Source organism: Vibrio lentus (assembly GCF_002875945.1).
GTDB classification, from domain to species: Bacteria; Pseudomonadota; Gammaproteobacteria; order Enterobacterales; family Vibrionaceae; genus Vibrio; species Vibrio apostichopi.
Window position 1 is genome coordinate 56,894 of record NZ_MCZK01000143.1, and the last position, 22,240, is coordinate 79,133.

21 protein-coding genes are annotated in these 22,240 nt (G+C 43.9%); 10 read left to right on the top strand and 11 right to left on the bottom strand.

Going from position 1 to position 22,240, the window contains the following annotated elements:
• Nucleotides 1–51: 51 nt before the first annotated feature.
• Complete coding sequence (locus BCT49_RS15980; RefSeq protein ID WP_102436516.1) at nucleotides 52–1,071, bottom strand: succinylglutamate desuccinylase/aspartoacylase family protein; 1,020 nt, start codon at nucleotides 1,069–1,071, stop codon at nucleotides 52–54.
• 376 nt (nucleotides 1,072–1,447) lie between these two features.
• Here BCT49_RS15980 and BCT49_RS15985 point away from each other — a divergent pair, with 376 nt between their 5' ends.
• The 3 genes from BCT49_RS15985 to BCT49_RS15995 all read left to right on the top strand — a co-directional run bounded on the left by BCT49_RS15985 (nucleotide 1,448) and on the right by BCT49_RS15995 (nucleotide 4,170).
• Entirely contained in the window at nucleotides 1,448–2,437 is a 990-nt protein-coding gene (locus BCT49_RS15985) for a porin (RefSeq protein WP_102436518.1), read from the top strand.
• Nucleotides 2,438–2,592: 155 nt separating this feature from the next.
• On the top strand, nucleotides 2,593–3,483 hold the full coding sequence (locus BCT49_RS15990) for a DMT family transporter (protein WP_102436520.1): 891 nt from the start codon (nucleotides 2,593–2,595) through the stop codon (nucleotides 3,481–3,483).
• Between the two features lie 69 nt (nucleotides 3,484–3,552).
• Nucleotides 3,553–4,170: a glutaredoxin domain-containing protein gene (locus BCT49_RS15995; RefSeq protein ID WP_017630100.1), complete on the top strand. Its 618-nt coding sequence runs from the start codon at nucleotides 3,553–3,555 to the stop codon at nucleotides 4,168–4,170.
• A 151-nt stretch (nucleotides 4,171–4,321) separates the two neighbouring features.
• Here BCT49_RS15995 and BCT49_RS26300 read toward each other — a convergent pair whose 3' ends face one another.
• From BCT49_RS26300 to BCT49_RS16005, 3 genes are all read right to left on the bottom strand, one after another.
• The gene (locus tag BCT49_RS26300) at nucleotides 4,322–4,456 is read right to left on the bottom strand and encodes a hypothetical protein (protein ID WP_017109040.1); all 135 of its coding nucleotides are present in this window, start codon (nucleotides 4,454–4,456) and stop codon (nucleotides 4,322–4,324) included.
• A gap of 223 nt (nucleotides 4,457–4,679) precedes the next feature.
• The gene (locus tag BCT49_RS16000) at nucleotides 4,680–5,030 is read right to left on the bottom strand and encodes a hypothetical protein (protein ID WP_017105643.1); all 351 of its coding nucleotides are present in this window, start codon (nucleotides 5,028–5,030) and stop codon (nucleotides 4,680–4,682) included.
• A 91-nt stretch (nucleotides 5,031–5,121) separates the two neighbouring features.
• Nucleotides 5,122–6,327: a multidrug effflux MFS transporter gene (locus BCT49_RS16005; RefSeq protein ID WP_102436522.1), complete on the bottom strand. Its 1,206-nt coding sequence runs from the start codon at nucleotides 6,325–6,327 to the stop codon at nucleotides 5,122–5,124.
• Between the two features lie 108 nt (nucleotides 6,328–6,435).
• Between BCT49_RS16005 and BCT49_RS16010 the strand changes: the two genes are divergently transcribed.
• Nucleotides 6,436–7,332 carry a LysR family transcriptional regulator gene (locus tag BCT49_RS16010; protein ID WP_102351486.1) on the top strand — a complete coding sequence of 299 codons (897 nt, stop codon included), beginning with the start codon at nucleotides 6,436–6,438 and terminating at the stop codon, nucleotides 7,330–7,332.
• Nucleotides 7,333–7,507: 175 nt separating this feature from the next.
• Nucleotides 7,508–9,376: a putative bifunctional diguanylate cyclase/phosphodiesterase gene (locus BCT49_RS16015; RefSeq protein WP_102436524.1), complete on the top strand. Its 1,869-nt coding sequence runs from the start codon at nucleotides 7,508–7,510 to the stop codon at nucleotides 9,374–9,376.
• 230 nt (nucleotides 9,377–9,606) lie between these two features.
• Here the strand turns inward: BCT49_RS16015 and BCT49_RS16020 are convergent, their stop codons facing one another.
• The 3 genes from BCT49_RS16020 to BCT49_RS16030 form a co-directional block, all read right to left on the bottom strand.
• Nucleotides 9,607–10,896 (bottom strand): peptidoglycan DD-metalloendopeptidase family protein, encoded by a 1,290-nt coding sequence (locus BCT49_RS16020; protein ID WP_102436526.1) that lies wholly within the window; start codon nucleotides 10,894–10,896, stop codon nucleotides 9,607–9,609.
• Nucleotides 10,897–11,248: 352 nt separating this feature from the next.
• Nucleotides 11,249–11,548 (bottom strand): isoamylase early set domain-containing protein, encoded by a 300-nt coding sequence (locus tag BCT49_RS16025; protein WP_102436528.1) that lies wholly within the window; start codon nucleotides 11,546–11,548, stop codon nucleotides 11,249–11,251.
• Between the two features lie 127 nt (nucleotides 11,549–11,675).
• Complete coding sequence (locus BCT49_RS16030; protein WP_102436530.1) at nucleotides 11,676–12,329, bottom strand: hypothetical protein; 654 nt, start codon at nucleotides 12,327–12,329, stop codon at nucleotides 11,676–11,678.
• A gap of 32 nt (nucleotides 12,330–12,361) precedes the next feature.
• Between BCT49_RS16030 and BCT49_RS16035 the strand changes: the two genes are divergently transcribed.
• From BCT49_RS16035 to BCT49_RS16050, 4 genes are all read left to right on the top strand, one after another.
• On the top strand, nucleotides 12,362–12,844 hold the full coding sequence (locus BCT49_RS16035) for a GFA family protein (RefSeq protein WP_198595872.1): 483 nt from the start codon (nucleotides 12,362–12,364) through the stop codon (nucleotides 12,842–12,844).
• Nucleotides 12,845–12,994: 150 nt separating this feature from the next.
• Complete coding sequence (locus BCT49_RS16040; RefSeq protein WP_102436534.1) at nucleotides 12,995–13,669, top strand: YoaK family protein; 675 nt, start codon at nucleotides 12,995–12,997, stop codon at nucleotides 13,667–13,669.
• A gap of 228 nt (nucleotides 13,670–13,897) precedes the next feature.
• Entirely contained in the window at nucleotides 13,898–15,268 is a 1,371-nt protein-coding gene (locus tag BCT49_RS16045; RefSeq protein WP_102436536.1) for a YjiH family protein, read from the top strand.
• A gap of 435 nt (nucleotides 15,269–15,703) precedes the next feature.
• Nucleotides 15,704–17,575 carry a methyl-accepting chemotaxis protein gene (locus BCT49_RS16050; protein ID WP_102436538.1) on the top strand — a complete coding sequence of 624 codons (1,872 nt, stop codon included), beginning with the start codon at nucleotides 15,704–15,706 and terminating at the stop codon, nucleotides 17,573–17,575.
• Between the two features lie 112 nt (nucleotides 17,576–17,687).
• On the opposite strand, the gene BCT49_RS16055 is transcribed toward BCT49_RS16050, so the two are convergent.
• Both BCT49_RS16055 and ppiC read right to left on the bottom strand, forming a co-directional pair.
• Nucleotides 17,688–19,094, bottom strand: coding sequence for an alpha-amylase family glycosyl hydrolase (locus BCT49_RS16055; protein WP_102436540.1), 1,407 nt, complete (start codon nucleotides 19,092–19,094; stop codon nucleotides 17,688–17,690).
• Between the two features lie 283 nt (nucleotides 19,095–19,377).
• Nucleotides 19,378–19,698 (bottom strand): peptidylprolyl isomerase PpiC, encoded by a 321-nt coding sequence (ppiC, locus tag BCT49_RS16060; RefSeq protein WP_102436542.1) that lies wholly within the window; start codon nucleotides 19,696–19,698, stop codon nucleotides 19,378–19,380.
• A gap of 169 nt (nucleotides 19,699–19,867) precedes the next feature.
• On the opposite strand from ppiC, the gene BCT49_RS16065 reads away from it, so the two are divergent.
• Nucleotides 19,868–20,782, top strand: a complete 915-nt coding sequence (locus BCT49_RS16065) for a chemotaxis protein (RefSeq protein ID WP_102312667.1) — start codon at nucleotides 19,868–19,870, stop codon at nucleotides 20,780–20,782.
• A gap of 125 nt (nucleotides 20,783–20,907) precedes the next feature.
• Here BCT49_RS16065 and BCT49_RS16070 read toward each other — a convergent pair whose 3' ends face one another.
• Nucleotides 20,908–21,450, bottom strand: coding sequence for an ATP:cob(I)alamin adenosyltransferase (locus tag BCT49_RS16070; RefSeq protein WP_102436544.1), 543 nt, complete (start codon nucleotides 21,448–21,450; stop codon nucleotides 20,908–20,910).
• Nucleotides 21,451–21,656: 206 nt separating this feature from the next.
• Entirely contained in the window at nucleotides 21,657–22,187 is a 531-nt protein-coding gene (gene hutZ, locus BCT49_RS16075; protein ID WP_102436546.1) for a heme utilization protein HutZ, read from the bottom strand.
• Nucleotides 22,188–22,240 lie beyond the last annotated feature (53 nt).

The window sequence follows — 22,240 nt, forward strand, 5'->3', positions numbered from 1 at the left end:
TTCGCATAGCGGTAGCGTTCGCGAATACCTCGCTCTACTACCTAGCAGTTACTAACTCAGCAAGCGACAAACAAGAGCACCCGGCTCCCTTAATGCATCCACATTATAGCTAAGTACACGCCCTGCAGACGGTGCGTGATAGCGACGGCATTCGTTACCAAATGCATCATATTGAATGGCTAACAATTCGCCTTGCTCTACGCTTTGCAGGAGTTCAACCTGAGGCAGAACAAAACCACCGATATCGGCACGAATAGACACAACATTGTTGCCCTCGATCCAATCAAGAGCGGGAAGTTGCTTAGGCTCTGTTATTTGCTCACCGACAGCCTCGGACATCTCATAGTAAGACAGCATATTAAACACACCGTCGACCGCCCTTTGAATCATGTCAGGCTGAGTAAATTTCCCCATCCCTACTTCGACCGTGATACTTGGGATACCACTTCGGTTCCATACTGTTTCTAAGATACCTGGGTCACCGGGATCGTTGAGCACACAATCGGGCTGCATTAATCTCGCCATCTCCAAGCATTGATCAATCCGGTAATCAGCAAAAACATAGAGAGGATAAACCGCACCGCGCGTTTGGGTATGAAGATCAACCGCGAACGTTGCATTATGCTTGAGTAAGCGCTCCCACAATGAAGCCACAAAACGCTCGGCAGCCAAACCATGGGCATCACCAGGAAAAAGTCGATTGAGGTTAGCAGGGCATGAACCCGGATCAGAAGAGATAAAGTCACGGCTATGATTTAACAAACCAGACAGGTTGACCGTAGGCACAATGGTCACTGTACCTGTTAAGTTCTTACCAACGAGATCTCTGATAATTTGTTGCGCAGCCAACACGCCATTCAACTCATCACCATGAATACCGGCGGTGATCATCAACTTGGGTCCATCTTGGCTTCCTTTAAAAACAGACACTGGCATATTTTTCGGTTGCCCTAGCCCATCGCTGGTCACTTGGAACCAAAACTGATGTTCCCCAGTAGGTAGATCGTCCACATTCAAGGAGCCAATAACCTGTCTACCTTGTAAAACATCACCTAAGTACTCTGTTTTCATGAAACCTCTCCGTCCTGTTGAGCAGAATCTATTCGCTTTGAAGTTTTTGCATCATAGAGGATATAACCATCAGCACAAACTGTTATTCGGCGACGAGAGTTCACCATCTACCTTCATTGCTGTTCAACTACCGCGAAGAAACCGCTAATCAAAACTTAAACGGACCAATAGAAAAGCGCCTGAACTTGTATAACTATTCACTAATTACTCAGCCCATTGAAATAAAAGTGCAATAAAATCAACATTTAAAAAAGTTCCCTATTCACGAAAATGTAATTTTATAGAAATGAAAGCTTAATTTATCTGCTCTAAATTAGCTTCATATCGAAACGGAGAGCACATTGCTCACGGATTTTAAAATACAAGGTAAGTGATTATGAAAAAGGCAGTTCTAGCTTCTGCAGTGGTAGCAGCACTAGTTTCAGGTTCATCTCTAGCAGCAACAGTTTACAGCTCTGACGGTACTGAGCTTAAGATTGGTGGTCGTGCTGAATTCCGTGGTGATTTCATTGGAACGTCAAAAGGCGCTGAAATTGAAGGTTCGATGAGCGATGAAACTCGTTTTCGTCTGAACATTGGCGGTGAAACTCAACTGACTGACTCTGTTTCTGCTTTCGGCTTTTATGAAGCGGAACAAGGTACTGGCGATAACACGTTTAATAACCGTTACATGTACGCTGGTGTTGATTTCGATGGCCAGGCTGTTTCGGTAGGTCGTCAAGACATGGCTTCAGTCATCGTTTCTGACTTTACGGATATCACTGAGTTCTCTGGTGTTCAACAAGTATTCGGCGCAGCTTCTGACAAAGAAGATGGCGTATTTGCATACCGTGGCGGTTTTGATGCGCTACAACTAGAAGCAACTTACCAAACCAACAGCGACAAGGACTCTGACGGCTACGGTCTTTCTGGTGTTTACTCGTTGCCATTCGGTCTAGACCTTGGTCTTGCATACTCTGGTGAAGATAAAGGTGAGGGGAATGGTAGCGCAAACCAAATCCTTGCAGGTCTAGCGTATTCTCTTGATAGCCTTTACCTAGCAGCGACTTACTCAACCGGTGATATCGACGATAAAGCAGTTGGTACTGATACAGAATCATTCACCGCAATGGAATTTGCAGCGCAGTACAAGTTCACGAAGCAAATCTCTGCTGCGGTTGTTTACACGTATCAAGAAGACGAAGCAGCAAACGGCTCTACAGCAGACTCTGTTGACGGCATCGAGCTAGCAGGTTACTACAAGCTAAATAGCAACTTCCGTACATACCTTTCTTACTACATCAATGGTTTGGATGAAGAGAAAACCGCGGATATCGTAACTGCTGGCGAAGACACTCTTCGTCTAGGTGTACGTTACGACTTCTAATCTAAATTTACTTTAGATAAAGATTAAAAAGGTTGGGCAATGGCTCAGCCTTTTTTCATATTCGAATATTCTGACTAACTTCATCAATGCTTTTTCTGGTTTCATTGTGTTAAATCCGTATCATAGGTGAACCACATCAAATAATTAGAAGCATCATGTCACAACACCATCCGATTCAAGGCGCTAGCTGGATGCTAACCGCTGGTTTAGCCTTTGCTGTCATTAACAGCCTTACTCAAATCGCTAGCATTCATTTCGGACTTACTTCTACCACCGTCGCCGTCATTCAATACGCTATCGCGTTGCTTGCTATTCTGCCTTACCTTAAAACGTTAGGGATTCGCCGTGCGCTAAAAACCGATAATCTAAAATTGCACGTGTTCCGAGTCTTCTTATCGGTTATTGGTATTCAGCTGTGGATTTGGGCGTTGGCTTACCCTGTGCCTATTTGGCAAGGTATTGCTCTTCTCATGACTTCGCCACTTTTTGCGACTATTGGATCTGGGCTTTTTCTCAAAGAGAAAGTGGGCGCTGCTCGTTGGGGTGCAACCTTGGCGGGTTTCGTGGGAGCCATGGTTATTTTGGAACCGTGGGCAGAAGATTTTAGCTGGGCAACACTACTGCCAGTTGGCGCTGCATTCTTTTGGGCGTGCTACTCTCTTATGGTGAAAAAGCTCTCCTCGCAAGACAGTCCATCGACCATGGTGGTTTACCTTCTTCTATTGATTACACCCTTTAACCTTCTTCTCGCAGTGCCTGATTGGCAAACTCCGAGCGGTGGTACTATCTGGGGAATATTGGTTGTCATTGGCATAATGACTGCGCTTGCACAATGGGCAATCGTAAAAGCATACTCCGTAGCCGATGCCTCCTTTGTTCAACCATTTGACCACGCTAAACTTCCACTCAATGTATTAGCAGGCTGGATCGTATTTAGTTGGGTTCCACCTGGTCGTTTATGGCTAGGAGCCGCTATTATTATTGCGTCAGTTGCTTTTATTACCCATTGGGAAACAAAAAGACCAGCGAAATCGAAGAAAGTTTAAAGCTAATGAAATAAATAACGCTACTGTCCGTTCTATATTGATAAGAGAATTTTAAACGAGGTCGTAACCATGAAGAAACCAGTCAAGATTACACTATACCGTTGGGCAGGCAGCTGGGGTCCATTTAAAGTCAATATCCCATGTGGAGAATGTACCCTTACTAAAGACATTCTTAAGGACACTTTTGAGAATGAATTAGCCGATGTCGATGTCGAACTGGAAGTGAAAGATTGGTTATCTCATTGGTGGGAACCGCTTAAACTGGGTTCTTGGCATGCGCCGATTCTTGTCGTTGAAGGCAAAGTCGTCAGCCAAGGCGAAGCACTCAATCGAGGGGTGCTCGTTCAATCAGTAATCAAAGAGTGGACGAAACGAGACAGCTTGAAAGGCAACATTGTTTACGGGAAAGCGACATGCCCATTCTGCGTCAAAGCTAAGAAAATGCTTGATGAAGCGGGTGTTGAATATACCTATCACGATGTCGTGAAAGACAGCGCGGCTCTATATCGTATGATCCCAGAGGTAAAAGCGCACATTGGTGAGAAAACACCAGTCACCGTCCCTCAGATCTGGCTTGATGGTAAATACATCGGCGGAGCAGACAACTTAGAAGCTTGGATGAAAGAAAATGGTCTAGATTCCATTCCAAACAACGTTGTCGATTTATCTAATCAATCGGCTAGCTGATCTCCGAAGATCTTAGAATAAGCCGATGGTTAAAAGAATTTTTGTGTCCATCCACAATAAAGTAGAGCGTTGAATATCATCAATCGCTCAAACGAAAAAGGCCTTAAACTTCATTGAGTTTAAGGCCTTTTAAAATTCCGTTTAAAAATGCTTACTTAGACATTTTCTTCATCATTCGCTTAAAGAACGACGGTTTCTTTGGCTTTGACTTGCCATACAATGCTTCGTGCATCATGTTTTTTGCTACCATTTGACCAAGGTATGCGTGGCCTAGTTCGTAATTCATGCTTATCTCCGCACATAATCAATTTTCTTATGCGCGGATTTTACACTTTAAACGCCCAAAAACAAGACTCAAATCACACTTTTATGTAAATAAATTACAGGTTACATGTGAGTTTATAAATAGAACGCAATAAAAAAGCAGCCCAATAAGCTGCTTTTAGACAAAGGCATGGTTCTAAAAACCGTTAGTTCTCAAGATACCTTTCAAACGAAGCTCTTATAACCTAGCTACGCTTTGGCTGTCTGTAAGTTTTACCAGCAATCTGGTATGTATCTTTTTGCTTTAATTCGAACATTGTTTCGAAGAACCAAGCTGCAAATTTGATTAAGTCATCGCCTTCATTCATGACATGTTCGATGTACTCTTGCTCTTCGCCTTGTTCATTCTCTTGAAGCGTCACGTGGTAAATACGCTTTTCGCCGTCAACTTCAGCTAACGCAAATTGACCAGTCAGTGATTCTGCAGCCTCAGCGACTTCAGTATCCTCGTTGGATTTCAATAACTCGAGTGCTTGAGGCAAGCCATCCAGTACACAGATCGCTTTTACCAGTACTTCAAATTCATTTTGCTGCATGTTTTACACCTATTAAATGGACCGAAGCATTGTAGGAAACCATCAACACAAATACAACGCTTTAACTAGAGCACGCAAGTATAAAACCTGCCTAGCTATATTCTATTGCTGCAGAGTCGATTTTTTTGTTAGCTCGAGTTGAAGACCAAAGCACACCGCCCATACCTACGCCGATGATAAGATAGAATACGCCAAGCTGTAGGTGAGTCGTCACCCAGCTTTCAACCAAGTATCCGCCTAGCAAGCCCGCCATACACATTTGAATTGAACCCGACAGAGCAGACACCGCGCCCGCTTGCTTCTTGTGAGGCTCCAACAACATGCTGATCGATAGAGGGAAAGAGATGCCCTGTGCTATCGCCAGCCAAGTGAATGCCCACACTAGGTTAAAGATAGAGAGTTCATGTGTTAACAACCAAGTGCCCGACGCCAATACAATCAAAATCGCTAAGCTCATTAACTGCGGCGTACTGAATCGGCGGTTGAGTAAGTTCAACGCCACACTGCCAATCAACAACCCAGCCGAAGGCACAATCATCAAAGAACCATATTCAGCGGCTGTCAGACCTAGTTGTTCTTGCATTAAGAATGGGAATAAAGATAGTGACACTAGGCTCGCCATATAGCTCATCCAGTTGTAGCTCGCGCTGCTGATCACTTGGCGGTTAGTCAGCAAGCGTCCGTAGTTTTTCACCACCTGGCTGACTTCGAAACGACTCTTTCCGTAAGGTAGCGTCTCGGGCAACACAAAGTAGCCAAGAATAAATATCGCCAATAAATACAATAAAACAAACAGGAACACCGCCTGCCAGCCGAGATGAAACGAGATCCAACCACCAAACACTGGCGCAATGATCGGCATGATAGAAGCGGTGATTGAAATATAAGAGAGCGCCCTAGTGAGTTGAGGACCATCATAACTGTCCCTAAGAACACTTCGCCCGAGCACCGAAGCACTCCCCGCCCCTAAACCTTGCAATAAACGACCAACTTCTAAAGCGGTCATATTGTCGGAAAATGCAAAACAAACGATAGTACCAATCAAATAAACACCCTGACCCAACAAGAAGATAGGTCGTCTTCCCACCGCATCAGACATCGGGCCATAAAATAGCTGCGACAAGCCAAAACCCACAAGAAACAGTGTAACGAGCAGTTGCACATCCACTTGGGTAACACTTAAGTCAGAAGCGATTAATGGCAATGATGGGAGGTAGATACTCACACCCACTTGCCCCGTAGCAATAATCATCATTGCTAAGAGTAACGGCGTTTTTTTAAAGGTCGATTGGCTCAAAAAATTCCCTGTTCGTTTGTTATTTGTTCATGATATAAGTCTATATTCAAAACCAGTAATTGATAATTAACCAAATTGGAATTTGATTAAGTCCCAACAGGAAATAATATGGATTGGATTCTTAACGTAAAAAGCTACGTAAGAGTGGTAGAAGAAGGCAGCTTCAATGGAGCCGCACGTAAATTAAATACCACCAGCTCAGCCATCAGTAAAAGAGTGAACTGGCTGGAGGAACGCATTGGCACTCAACTTTTAAAGCGCACCACTCGCTCGATTAGCCAAACCGAAGCAGGCGCACTCTTTTACCTGCGAGCCAAAGATCAGCTCGATAATTGGCAATCGATTATTGATGAGACTCGCTCAGTAAACCAAACCCCCGCTGGCTTGCTAAAGATAGGTGCGACCATTGCCGTTGGCTCTAAGTTTCTAGTGCAATATATGGACGACTTCTTAGAGAAATATCCAGACATTAAGGTGCAATTGATTACTACGACTTCCGGCCAATTACCTGAACTTGGATTGGATCTGGTGATCAGTCGCGAACTGGAGCAGCTCAACTCTTTGAGCTTCAAGAAAACCCCCTTGTTTGAGCACAAAGCCGGTTTCTATGCCGCACCGAGTTATCTCGCCAAACATGGTTACCCCACCTGTGAACAGGATTTAGAACAACATAATTCATTAATCTGGGGAGAGCGCCCGACTCGTGAAGTTACTTTGACCAAAGGCCAAAGAATCACGTTGAATGGAAACTTCGCGACCACCAATCCAGAGGCTTTGTTTCATGCAGCGAAGCGAGGTATGGGAGTACTTTTAACCATCAAAGCAATGATCAAAGAAGATCTCAAACAAGGGACATTAGTTCCAGTCTTACCAAATATCACGGCTGACGAGGTGATGGTTTACGCGTACTACCCTAAGCTTGACTACTCACATACACGAACAAAGCTCTTTTTGGATCACCTGAAAGAGAGACTAGACAGAGAGCGTAGCACTCAAATTTTGTGAAATAAGTCACAACTGAGTTTGAAAAATCATACAACACCGTCAATAATAAACTGGACGCATATTAATGATGTGCGCAACTTGTATGTATACAAGATCACGCACTTGAAAATTATGCTTATAAAAATCATACATATACAGCTTACACACTGATTCTGGTTGGCTACGGATGGTGACTATGACTCAACATACGCACAGCAACATAATAGACACAGAGCGCATTGGCCGTTTACTTAAATTGGAAGGTATCGACCTGTTAGAGTCGGCTGTGCTTACTTTGCATCAAACCTTTGGGACTCAATACACCAGCATCATTGAGAAGAAGTATTTCCCAGACCAAATGGTGCCTTTGGTGATTGCGCAATCTGACCACGTACTGCATGACAAAATCAATCCGCGTCATGGTCACATCTACCAACAAGCCGTTAATCAAAGTCACCCTGATTGCTCTTTCGCTCAATACATTATTAAATCTTTGCCAACATCAGCATTTAGGCAGGAGATCACCTCTCAAAACTCGATTGCGATACCCACTCGAACTCAGAGTGGAGAAGTCATGGGGGTACTGTTTTCGACCTTCACATCACCTCTTAGCCCTGACCAACAGCAAGAAGTGATCAAGCATCACCAACTTTTCGCAGACATCGTCATTCATACCTTGCGAGAGATGTGGTTCAACGACCGATCTGAGCAGTTAGTCAATCAACTCAGCTACGAGGTGTCGCACGATAGCTTAACTGGGCTGCTTAACCGCAGTTGTTTGTCGGATACGTTAGAGTCGATCACTCAACAGAGTGTCACGCCTTTTACCGTGGCTCTGTTGGATATAAACAGCTTCAAAGCCATTAACGACATGCACGGCAATTACATTGGCGACAAGGTACTCCAACATGTCGCTGAAACACTGCGCCGAACATTACCAGAGAACAACCTAACCTTTCGTACTGCCGGTAACGAGTTCGCTTTCATTACTTATCATAACGACCCAATCGGTGTCTGCGAACAGGTAGTAACCAAAATAAAACAAGGCTATTGCAGCGTTGATCTGAAGATTGATTTTGATGTCAGCATTGGGATTGCTCGCTCAGATGGAAATAATAAAGACGTAGAACAGATCATCTTCAATACCAGCTTGGCTTTAAAAGAATGTAAACAGCACCCAGATACACACATCCAATGCTACGACACTCATTTAAGAGCGCGCTATCAAAGAAAAACCGAGTTGATTGCGGCTTTACGCAGTGAGCTTGAAAGCTCAATCTCGAGTAAAACAGTATCCAATGGCAATCACGTCAATAACCCTGCATCTGAAAGCAATGGAATGTATGTGGTCGTCCAACCGATCGTAGGTAAAGACGATACGCGTTGGGAATATTTTGAGGTTCTCACTCGTTGGAAAACAACTCAACACGGCGACATATCTCCCGTAGAGTTCATACAAGTTGCAGAAGAGTCTGGCCTTATCGTCGAGTTGGGTGAACGTATTATCGAACTCGTTTGCCGAGCAAAAATCACACTTGAGCAAGGCTTAGGCTATAAAATCAAACTGGGTATCAACTGTTCAGCTCACGAGCTTAGTGATTCTAAACGTTACCTTGCCTACCTTACTAAAACGATCAAACAGTACAACTTCGAGGCGAATGAGTTTGTTATTGAATTAACCGAAACCGTATTACTTTCGCCGACGCCTGAAGTCAAAGACGCCCTCAACTATCTTCGAGAGCAAGGCTTCACCATTGCGTTAGATGACTTTGGTACTGGCTACTCAAGCCTGAACTACATCCACAGCTACCCTATCGATTGCATTAAAATTGATGCCGTCTTTATCCAGAACCTGTTAACCAACTCCACATCAGAGAGTGTCGTTTGGTTGATCATTCAATTGGCGCAAAGGTTGGGTGTATCACTCGTCGCGGAAGGTGTCGAAGAGCGTGAGCAGTTAGATAAGCTCCATTCAATGGGGTGCGACAGTATCCAAGGTTACCTCTATTCTTGTCCACTGCGCCCAGAAACCATCGTCAGCAACATAAATGCGCTAAGCGTATGAAGACGCCACTCTTCATGCTTCTGAGCTTCTGAGCTTCTGAGCTTTTGAGCTTTTGAGCTTTTGAGCTTTTGAGAAAATGGAGCTTAAGAAACAAAAAAGCCGCAAGGGCAAAATTGAACACTTAGGTATTCAACTCTGCACTCGCGGCTTTTCAATGTTTAGATATATAGGCTACCAAGCTCTTCGCTTATTCAACGATTAGACTCATCAGCGATATCGACTCGCTATAATTAACTGTTGTTTGATTGCTCTTCTAACGCTTTCTTGAGTAACTTATCAGCTTCATCTCTCGCGGCTACGAATGTCGCTTTTTCCTTTTTCGGCACAGAATCGGCCATCGGAATATTTGCTGTCATCGCGTTAACAGGACGACCACGTTCGATCAATTCGTAGTGTAAATGCGCTCCCGTCACTCGGCCAGTTTTACCCGATAAGCCAATACGTTGACCACGAGACACCGTTTGTCCTTTACGAACAAGGATCTTACTTAAATGCAGGTAGCGCGTTTTGTAAGTGCTGCCGTGCTGAATCACCACGTAGTTACCCGCGTATGGGTGTTTACGAGTCATGATCACTTTACCATCACCGGTCGCTTGAACTGGCGTGCCAATTGGCGTCGCGAAGTCTGTACCGTTATGGGGTGAGATTCGACCTGTCACAGGGTGTAAACGTTTAGGGTTGAATTGAGAACTCTGACGCCAACTGCTGCTCACAGGGTAACGTTGGAAAGCGCGTTGTAGGCTATCACCGTCAGCATCATAGTATTGACCATCAGTGTGAAGATAAGCAGAAACGACGCGATTGCGGTTGATGATCTTAATCGCTTCAATTTCACGTTTTCCGGTTGCAACACCATCAACGAATTGAGCTTTCTGAAGCACTTCAAACTGATCGCCAGCACGCAGGTCACGGCTAAAGTTCAGCTTATCTTTAAGAAGAGTCACAATATGATCAATCTCAAGACTGTTCAGGCCGACTTTGTTTGCCGACATAGAGAAACTGCCTTGAATATCACCCACTAGAGGCTTCTGCTTCCATTCACCAGGAATAGAAATGTCTTCAAATTCGTAAGTGCCATCATCAAGCAGTCGGTAAACCGCTTTATCCGCAACACTAAACTGGATTTCCATCTTGGACAGATTGCCCGTCGCCTCATCACGCCAGAAACGTAATGTGTTGCCAGGACGAAGCGTGTCTAGCGCGAGGAAGTTTAAATCCGTTTCCATCACGCTCATCATCGATTTATATGAAAACCCAAGTTGAGTGAAGATGCTACTCAAGTTATCGCCCGTTTGAATTTGATACTCAAACGTCGGCGGCTCAATGATGACAACAGAAGGTGTCAGGATTGACTCAATAACGGTTGAGTCCGGCAAATTCAGATCGATCGTTTTTGTCAGATCTGATTGAGAAGTTTGTAAAGCAACACCGATGACTGCAATAAGCGGCAGTCCTAAAATAGCTGCTTTTTTTACAGGTGAAAGCTCAGAAAACGGAGAGGAGAATATTTTTGAATACACGGTAAACAGGTCTTTCTACGATATAAAAGCATAGGATATGCTTTTCAAACGCATAAATCATCAATGCATTGTCATAATATGATGCGAATCTTACTCCTCGCACCTAAGTCATTGAGTTACCGTCAATGTGAAACGCTTTATCGCAAATAAAATTAACCGCTAAATTTGAAAATAAAAAAGCAGAAACACCTAGTTTCTGCTTTCTATTGATTTAGGTTATTCCGCTTCGCCTAATTAATAAACAAGCTGTATTGATAGTGAGATCCTCACTGAATACGGCTGTATAACCGTGTGTCTCGAGAGTCAGCAGTTAAGCAATAAGCAATTAAATAACTACGCAACTACGCTAAGGTTAAGCAGTAACCGTCGATACCAAACAGTTATCACCACCAAAATCATTGGGGATATAGCGATCAGCATTCGCGTCGTTCACCCACTCTTGGTCATCAACAAGGTAACGAAATTGAAACTCGCCATCTTTAGGCAGACGAGTTTTGAATTTGTAGACTTTCCCTTTCGCCAACTTTTTCATTGGGGTTGCTTTCCAATCAAGGAAATCAGCAACAATAGAAACTGAGTTTGCTTCTTGAACTTCCAGCTCGAAGGTCACTTCCACTTCATCTTTGGTTTTAAAAAAACGTTTGTTAATCATTCGCAAGCTCCATTTGTAAAAATATAAGCAGACACAGCCTTGAGGAGTGTCTAAATTTCATTCATCTAACTAGGATAATATGTAATTTAGCTCACATAAACAACAGATCCTTACACGAACCAAAACGTTATTGCTTACCAATTGATTGCGTATCAAAAGAAAAGATCATTAACACCTTTTCAGACGGTGCTTCTGCGAATGATTGTTCCTCAGAATGCTGAGTAAAGCCGATAAAACCTTTTCCTGTGAGTTTACTCTTTGGAGTATCTTCAGGAGGTTGGGTCACATCTAAGGTTTGGATTTGTACGCGATCACCCAGTAAAAGCTGGTCAACGAGCACAACACGGCTTCGCTGCTGATCGTGTTTAAACAGACCAAGGTAATAGAATACGCCGCTGCCTTGGTTAGATATCGACATTGGCGCAACAAAGAAACTCGCTTTGCCCAAAGTCACCGCTGACAGATTTTTAGTGTCTACTGTCGCCACACCACGTTCAACACCGGAATCATAGCGTCCAAACGCGATTGCTCTTGTCTCATCGACTTCATTGATAAAGGCGTAAGCGTTGGTCTCAGGTACTTTGATTGTCCATGGGTTGGTCGTCTTCAAATCAAAAACAGTTTCAACGACTGGGTCATAACTGACTTGTGAGGAAGGAAACTTCGCCAAGATCTCTTCGTCACTTAAGCTAAAGCGATAAATACCCGCCACTATCACAACGACTAGCATGACAATCGGAATCAGTAAAATCAGAGGTATAGGTAAGATTTTCTTTTTCATGAGCAATTATATTCTTTTATTTTCATCCAGTTGTGCAGACCATAAAGGGCTTTAGTATAATTATCAATACAGGGTTAACTGGAAGTGGAGCATGGATGGATATCAATCATATTAAAGATAGAAATATCAGAAGTTGCGAATGCCGCTGTGGAGCCGTCAACCTAGTATGCAGAGGCGAACCTCAACGAACCTCGGTATGCCATTGTTATGAATGTCAGAAACGCACCGGAAGTGTGTTCGGCGTTCAGGCTCGGTACCCGATAGAGCAAGTGACGCTAAGCGGAGAAGTGACCTCTTTTTCACGCATCAGCGATACAGGCAATGAAGTCACCTACCAGTTTTGTCCCAAGTGTGGCACCACCATGCTTTTACAGTCCGTTGCCGCCGCCGATTTTTATATCGTCCCACTAGGGTTGTTTAAAGAACAAGACTTCCCATTGCCAAGCTATTCAGTCTATGAAGAACGTAAACACGGTTGGGTCAAGTTTGACCACCAGATGAGCCATTACAACTAGCTTATTACTGACCTTTATCTTTGTATAGAAACAACATTAGAACAAACTGCAATACTGTTGCCTAAGATCAAATATGAAAGCCTCACAACGCTAGCGTATCTTTTCGCTAGCGTTATAATCTTGCTCCTGATTTAGCCCGGAATAAACCACATGATTTCTAAGTTGCCTCGCTGGGTTGAATACGGCGCCTTACTACTCGCAGGCCTTGCTGGCAGCGTTAATGCTATTGGGCTTCTCGGATTCCAACATCAAGCCATTTCTCATATATCCGGCACCATGTCGTTGTTGGGAAGCAGCCTACTGACCCCTTCTAATGCTTCAATACACCTTTTTTTAGTTATCATGAGCTTTATGCTCGGTGCCGCCTTCAGTGGTTTCTTTATTGAAAACCAAGCGCTGAAATTAGGGCGTCGTTATGGTGTGGCTTTATGTATTGAAGGTGGGCTACTGTTTTTAGCGCTTGGGACATTGCTGCAAGGGTATACGTCAGGCCAATATTTCGCTTCAGCCGCATGTGGCCTGCAGAATGCGATGATAACGACCTACAGCGGTGCAATCATTCGTACCACACACATGAGCGGGATCATCACTGATCTTGGCATCATGATTGGTGCACGCTTAAAAGGTACACCTTTCGATCGACGTAAAGCCAAATTACTGATGTTCATTGTCGGGGGCTTTCTGTTTGGAGGGTTAACCGGTGCGTGCTTGTTCCAACGCTTCGAAATTTTAGCGCTGGCTTTTCCTGCTTCTTTCGCTTTCATTATCGCATTTAGCTATTGGCTTTACCTGACCTATCGAACTGATACTCCAGTAAATTTATAAATATCTGGCAATATATCCTCAAAATACGTAACATCCGCAACACTTTATTCTAAACTTTTAAAGAGTTGCAGAATAACCAGTGTGAATACTTAGCGATATTTGATGAATAGTATTGCAAGCGATATTAATACTGGGTAATCTTGCATCCGATAAGAAAATACGGATGTTTAATGAATAAAAATGCCACGGATATGGCTTTTTTACGTGTAGAAATTCGAGAACAATAACATGTCTAACAACACGAACACTGCTCCAACAGAGAAATCTAAAGGCAGTTTCTGGGTTTTCTTAATCCCATCATTGATTGGTTTATTCCTTTTCATGGCGCCAATTAGCTATCAAGGCGATCTCACCATCCCTGTTGCTATCTTAGCCAAGTCAATTCAAGCGGTTTTCGGTGAATACCTAATCCCTATCATCACTGCGATCGTCGCTTTCATGTCTGTAGCTTCCGTTTTAAGCACCATTTTCAAGCCTACATTCATTACATCAAACTCATTTTTGAACGGCCTTTTCAACCCATCTCCACTATGGTTGTTGGTGCGTCTTATCGGTGGTGCTGCAGCATTCATGGCTTTCTTCCAAGTAGGCCCTGAATTTATCTGGGAAGAAAACACTGGTGGATTAGTGCTAGAAGGCCTACTTCCAACACTGTTCTCAGTGTTTATCTTTGCTGGTTTACTACTGCCACTGCTGCTTAACTTTGGTCTGCTAGAACTGTTCGGCACCTTACTCAGTAAAGTAATGCGTCCTATCTTCAACCTGCCAGGTCGTAGTGCTATCGACTGTATGGCTTCTTGGTTGGGTGACGGCAGCGTTGGTATCCTGCTTACAAGCAAACAGTACGAAAAGAAATTCTACACTCAACGTGAAGCTGCGGTTGTTGGTACGACTTTCTCTGCAGTATCTATCACGTTCAGTCTTGTGGTTATTGCTCAAGTAGAGCTAGAGCACCTATTCCTGCCTTTCTACGCAGCAATCTGTTTAGCGGGTATTGTGGCTGCGGTAATCATCCCTCGCCTTCCGCCATTAAGCATGAAGAAAGACACCTTCATCGATGGCAGCAAGCCTCACAATGATGCTGACGCTATCCCTGCGGGTCACTCAACATTCTCTTGGGGCCTTGAGCTAGCAGTAAGCAAAGCATCACAAGTGAAGTCTGCTAAATCAGTATTTGCTGAAGGCATCCGTAACGCCGTGGATATGGTATTTGGCGTACTGCCTGTTGTTATGGGCCTTGGTACGATGGCACTGGTTATTGCGGAATACACTTCTGTATTCTCATTCCTAGGTCAGCCTTTCATTCCATTCCTGGAGCTACTTGGTGTTCCAGAAGCAGTTGCAGCATCTGAAACGATTGTTGTTGGTTTTGCGGATATGTTTATCCCAGCAATCCTTGCGGCTTCTATCGACAACGAGATGACTCGCTTTGTTATTGCAGCAATGTCGGTAACTCAGCTGATCTACATGTCTGAAGTAGGCGCTCTGCTTCTAGGCAGTAAGATTCCAGTGAACATCTTGGAACTGTTTATTATCTTTATTCTGCGTACTCTAATTACGCTTCCAGTTATCGCTGGTGTAGCTCATCTAATATTCTAAATTAGATTCTACTGATATAAAAAATAAAGAACCCATTTATAAAGCCTCACTTTTATGAGGCTTTTTATTTCCGCTTAACATATTCACTTTCCCGCTCAAAACTCACTCAATATATAAAACAGGAAGTTCATTTAATTTCATATCCACTTATCCTCTCCATCGCTTTTTAATAGAAAACCACACACATAAACGTCTAATTAATAAATTATCAATACCCGTAGCCTCTAGGTTCGCGTGTATCTTCAACTCATTGAACCAAATACTAAAAGTAACAAATATGTGATTTAGTGAATTTTGTATTGTTTAGGTTGTTGTATTTTTGTAGTCTATTTTGTGAAATTACATTCAAGTAAATTTCAATCTCGTCGATATATATAATTAGAAAAACACGATTAACTTTAGACTTCGCAAAGCCTGTGAGAAGGGGAACACTCAATGAAATTTAGCCATAAGGTGGTTGCTGCATCATCAGCCTTGCTGCTAGTGACAGTATCATTGCTTTCAATACAACAACTTTACACCGTAAGAAGTGCTGTAGAAAACCACGTCAATGCGAGCCTAAAAGAGATGGTCTCTGGCGTGAAAAATACAGTCGTATCAGAAATGAACGCCAAGAAAGCGTTGGCTCAATCGACTACTGAAGTCATCGAGATTAACCCTCAAGATCGCACTTACGTAAAAGAAATCCTAGAAAAACCAAAGCTTAAAAACAGCTTCCTAGCGGTTGGTTTTGGTTATGAAGCAAACGGTTTCGTCATTGAGAATGATGACGGTTGGGAAGCAGGTCCAGATTACGACCCACGAATCCGCCCTTGGTACATTGATGCTAAATCCAAAAACAGTTTAGTGGTTACCGCTCCTTATGTGGATGCATCAAGTAAGAAAGTCATCATCTCAGTGGGTACGCCAGTTAAAGACAATGGCCGCTTCACTGCAGGTATGTTCTACGACCTGGAATTGACGAACCTTGCGACCTTAGTCAACCAAGTGAACTTGTTCGATGCTGGCTACCTATTCCTAGTCACTGCCGACGGCACAACGATTGCTCACCCGAATGCTAAAAACAACGGTGAAACGCTTTCAAGCTACATGCCTCAAGCGACTATTCGTGAAGGCTCTCAAGAGATTGAAGTTGACGGCAAAATGTTCCTCGTTAACTTCACACACATCCCAAGTGAAGATTGGTACATCGGCGCAATCCTAGATGAAGAGATCGCTTACCAAACGGTCGAAGACTTGAAAAACAGCTCAATGATCTACTCTTTGCTTGCTGTAATTCTTAGTGTCGTTGCTCTAACAGTTCTTATCCGCGTACTGATGCGTCCATTGGATGCGCTTAACCAAGCGATTCAAGATGTGGCGAGCGGACAAGGTGACCTAACTAAGCGTCTAGATACTAATACAGACAAAGAGTTCTCTGACCTAGCGAAAGGCTTCAACACCTTCACCGAAAACCTGCAAAATCAGATCATTCAATCGAAAGCGATTGGTGTTGAGATTAAGCGTGGTACAGAAATCACGGTGAAAGGCGCAGGCGAGTCAGCAAATGCGATGAACACGCAGCTGCAAGAACTAGAACAGCTAGCAACCGCAATGAACGAAATGGCAGTGACTGCAACAGAAGTCGCAAACAACGCTCAAGGCGCGGCTGCAGCAGCTCGTGAAGCTGACGAAGCAACGCTAGACGGTACTTCAGTCGTAAGTGACACCACGCAAGCGATTGATAACCTATCAGCTCGTATCGACCAAGCCGTTGCAGAAGTACAAGTACTTGAATCAGCCACTGCAAACATCGAGACGATTCTTAAGGTAATCAACGATATTGCAGACCAAACGAACCTACTGGCATTGAACGCAGCGATTGAAGCCGCGCGTGCGGGTGAATCAGGTCGCGGTTTCGCAGTCGTAGCCGACGAAGTTCGTACTCTAGCGCAACGTACTCAAGAGTCGACAACTGAAATCCGCAACATGATCGAGCAACTTCAAGCTGGCGCAAGCTCAGTATCTAACGCGATGAACCAAAGTAAAGACACAGCTACTGACGCCGTTGAACGTGCGCAGCAAGCGAACTCTTCACTCGACCGCATCCGCGACGCGATTCAGCGTATCTCTGATATGAACATTCAGATTGCTTCGGCAGCAGAAGAACAGAGCTTGGTAGCGGAAGAGATCAACAACAACACTGTTAAGATCAAAGACCTTTCAACACAAGTATCAAACGCAGCGCAAGAAGCAAACACAGCAATGCAGGTTCAAACAGATAATGTTCGTGCACAGGATGAACTATTGAACAAGTTCACGGTTTAATCGCCTGCCAGTTTAACTAACGCTCCGCTTAGTAACCAATAAATAGCTTCAAATAAAAAGCCCCGCTTACTGATTGATAGTAAGCGGGGCTTCTCTTTCTAGCCTATCCGAGTTAACTCGTGACTGGTTTCAATTCATTCGTAGTCAACATCATGCACTGGTTAGGTTCAACCTTAATAGTTAAGTCCTTGCCAACACATTCGAACGTATCACCAGACAACAAATCGGTCACTGCGCCAGTCCAATTTAATGAGGCTGTTTTGCTTCGTTTCGATTTGTTAATCACCACAATACCTTTGTCGCCACGGACAAATACCAACAAGTCATCATTCGCTTCAACCACACGCATTGCTTCGCCATGAACATGATTATGGAATTGAATCATGTTTTTCATGTAAGGCGCTTGCCAGTCGTTAAGCCATCGAGGCTCGCCATTCTGATCCAGAATACCACTGGTGCTCAATTCACTGTAAACAAGCGGCACACCGCCGTCTCGACCCAGAATGAAAGCATGAGCCAATCGCTCGTCCACTTCATCCATCACATGTTCCAAAAACACCTCGTTGTTTGGAATATCATGAGTCACAGCAAACGTGATGGCTCGCATGTTCGATAGCGCCTGACCAAAACAGTACGGATTGATCAAAGACTTAAAGCTGCCCTGCTCTTCAAAGGCTTTGAAGATGGTATTGAACAGCGGGAAATCATAAGCGCCTAAGCGAGTGTGTTTGAGGTATGGCTCAAGGAACAACTCATACTCTTCTTCCGTCGCTCCGCCATCAGTAATGATCTCGCCAAAGATATGCATTTCTTCGCAGATATCATCGGTCCACACCTTACGCAGATGTGACAATGTCATGTGTTTTGCTGCATCAATGCGGAAACCTTTGACACCAATCTTTTTCAAGGCTTTTAGGTAAGCTCTCTGCTGCGCGACCACATTGTCGTTGTCTAGCAGCGTTGGCAAGCCAGGATCGCTGGCTCCACCAGTAATACGTCCGTTTTGCACTTCCCAAGTGTCTTTCCAGTTTTTGATACCAAACGCTTCCACAAAGTCGTTTTCATCAAATAAAGGTTTAGAAAGATCACCAAACAAGCGTATGGATTGGTAATACTCTGAATCTTGTTGGTAAGACGTCATGTCTTGTTGATTGGGGTACGTTAAATCGCCACGGATACCCGATTCGTTAGCCATATGGTTGAACACGACGTCTACATAGGTACGAAGCCCGTGTTGCTTTAACGTATTCACCATCGCAGTGAAATCTTGCGTGTCACCAAGCTGATTGTCGATCACACGGTAATCTTGGGGTTGATAACGTTGCCACCATTGGGTGCCAGAATCTCGGTCGCAACCTTTAGGGCCGCGTAGCGATTTCATCGCTGGTGAAACTAAAACCGACTTATAACCCAACTCTTGGATCAGTGGGGCGTTCTTCATTACGTCAGCGTAGCACCAGTCAAAAGCATGCAATATAACATCTGTCGCTGGGTTGCTTAACATAGCTGAACTCTCCATGTTGTTCTCCTACCAAACTCGTTTACAGCTTTCTAGATAAAGACAAAGGCTAAAAGGCAAAGCTGCATAAATTTCCTTAAGAATGGTATTTATTATATGAGTTACTCATTAAAACCCCTCCTCCTCCCGCCAATTAGTCACGGCGGATGGTTGAGGGCGTAGCGCCAATTATCGCATAACGTCTGGGATGAACACTCAGCCATTGTGCTTTAAAATGCGCAAAAAAGTCACAAAAAAGGAGCGTATATACGCTCCTATTATTCAATCTAACACATATTTATGACTAAGTTCTGTAAAGAACCTTCACCACGTGCCAACCGAATTTTGTTTTTACAAGATGTGGTACAAGCGTCTCGCCAGAGAAACAAATCTTATCAAACTGAGGCACCATTTGGCCTTTCTTGAACTCGCCTAGATCGCCGCCCTTTTTACCCGATGGACAGGTTGAGTGTTTCTTCGCTAGCGTTTGAAATTTAGCGCCTTTTTTAAGCTGCGCCATGATGTCTTCTGCTAGTTCTTTATGCTTCACCAGAATATGAAGCGCTGCTGCTGTTCTTGCCATGATAATTCTCAGTTTGTTGCTGTCTGCTTGTCGACTTACCATCGACAGCGAGTATTTAGCGTGATTTTAACCCAAGAACCGCCATTCTTCACTCTATAACCGAAAACAACTGCCTTAAAGACCCTAAAAACCGCATAGTTACTTGCCGCCGCTCTCGTTTCCCTTTAAATTGATCTTTATAAATTAGCGTGCAGTAAATCAGGAGCCACTTATGGCCAAACCGATAAGTAAAGCGAGTCAGTCACAGGGAATGTTGATGTTCAAGTTATCCCTAACTCAAAGTTTTGCGATTGGCACGCTTAAGGTCAGAGAAATCGTCCCTTTCCAGCCGATGACTCAGATCCCCTACTCTCATCACCATGTGATTGGCACAGTCACCATCCGTGATCTTACGGTTCCAGTGATTGATATGTCTGCAGCGATTGGCTTTCGTCCGATCACACCTGCTGAATACAATGATTGCGTGCTCATCGTGACCGATTGTTTAAGAACAGTCGTGGCATTCTTGGTTCGTTCGATCGATAAAATCATTGAGTGTGACTGGAAAAGCATTGAATCGCCACCCGCGAGCGTGGGTCGCAATGTATTTGTGACTGGTATTACTCGTTTTGAAGATCGAATCGTGCAAATGCTCGACGTGGAGCTTCTGCTTTCTAAGATCTACCCTGCTTATGAAAACGCGCATATTCCAATGCTGACTGATGTCGAAAGGGAACGCCTCAAAGCGCTGAACATCTTATTAGTGGATGATTCTTTGATTGCGCGTAAGCAACTATCTGATGCCTTAGACAGCATCAACATCCCTTACAGCATTTGTAATAACGGCTTAGATGCGATTGACCTGATGCGACGCCAAGCTAGCGTAGGCAATGCGATTGATCTTCTAGTGAGTGATATTGAGATGCCGGGACTGGATGGTTATGAGCTAGCATTTGAAGTACAGAACGACAGCGCACTGAGTCATGCTTACTGTATTTTACATACCTCACTATCGAGTGAAATCTGTGTTGACCGTGCTAATCAGGTAGGTGCACATGAAGCGCTTGAGAAGTTCAATGCGGGCGAGTTAATCGAAGCAATGCTACGTGGTGCAAAAGTCTTAAACGAAGCCTCTACCGCTGCTTAGGCTCTGTTTTAGAAGCTGAACCAGCATCATGCTTAATGGTTTAGCTTCTTTAACTTCTTAACTTCTTAGCTTCTTAGCTTCTTAGCTTCTTGAGTATTAGAGATGAATCAGTGTAGAGCTCTGCCTTAAGATTTCTTTGGCATCGAATAGCTCTTACTCACGAATTCCACTTCCTCCACCTCATTGACATGATTAGTGAAAGACGCCAATGCATACAGTGTGTTCGCGACTAAGTTAGCGTATTTAAAAAGAATCGGATCCGGTGACTTCTTGCTTTCATGATGCTCAATACTCACCAATGCTCGCACGACTTTTTTAGCCTGACAGCGACATAAGTGAAGCTCACTGGACACTCGATGTCCGCCGGGTAAAACAAACCCTTTGAAACCACCTTCTAGCTGCTCACGAACACAGTGGTAATCTTGCTTAAGCTCGACCAATTCCGATTCAGTGATCGCTAACTTCCCACGCACGGAACCATTCAAATGGTAGATGTTCGGCTGCAGGCGTTGCAAGATCTCGCGAACTTGTGGTTCCAACTCCAAAGACAGCACCAATCCAACTCGGCAGCAAAGTTCGTCCGACAGAATCTCAAAATCACAGATAGGGCTGTCTTCATAAATAAACGGGTAGCAGAACTCGTCCCAATCTCGACTTACTGGTTTCACGTACCGATCCTTACACATAAATATTAATCAGACGCCAATATACCAAACTCTTTGATTTAGTCTGCTTTTTCTCACATCGACGTCACGCGTGTTTACAACGCTCTATGTATTTACATTTACAAAGCTCTCCGACGCGCCAACGACGATTGTTAGACGTAAAAAAGCCCTCACATTGGAGGGCTTCTTAAATAACCAGTTAAACGAGATTACTCGTTAGATACTTTTTTGTGGCCTTCTTGCAGGTGAACGAAATCCACCAGATCATCACCAGACACTTGGTATGCTTGACCAAAGCCCTTCACAAATAGACCATTCTCTGCTTTAAGGTTGAATAGAGAGAAATCTTGAAGCTGGCTCAAACCATCAATGATTTCGCCAAAACGCTCTTGCATCTGTCCAATCACTTGAGTCCAAAGTACCGTCTCACGCTCTACAACACTTGCTTGAGCATCAAACGTCAAACGCTTACGTGCGTAAAGCTGCTTTGAGCTCTCTTCGTCTTCAATCATCATCAAAGACACTTGAGGGTTTGCTTTCAAGTTACGAGCATGACGAGCAATATCAGAAATTAGAACAAAGTAACCTTCTTGGTTCTGAACGAAAGGTGCGTAACTTACGTTTGGGCGACCTTCTTCATCAACCGTTGCAAGTTGAAGGGTACGGCGCTCTTGGCGAAACTCTTTAATTTCTGGACCTAGGCGACCTTGTAGACGTTCTTGTTTTACTTGCTGTTCCATGGGTAATTCCTTTCTTCACTTTCTCTGATTTATTATTTTTGCTCGAGGTTGAG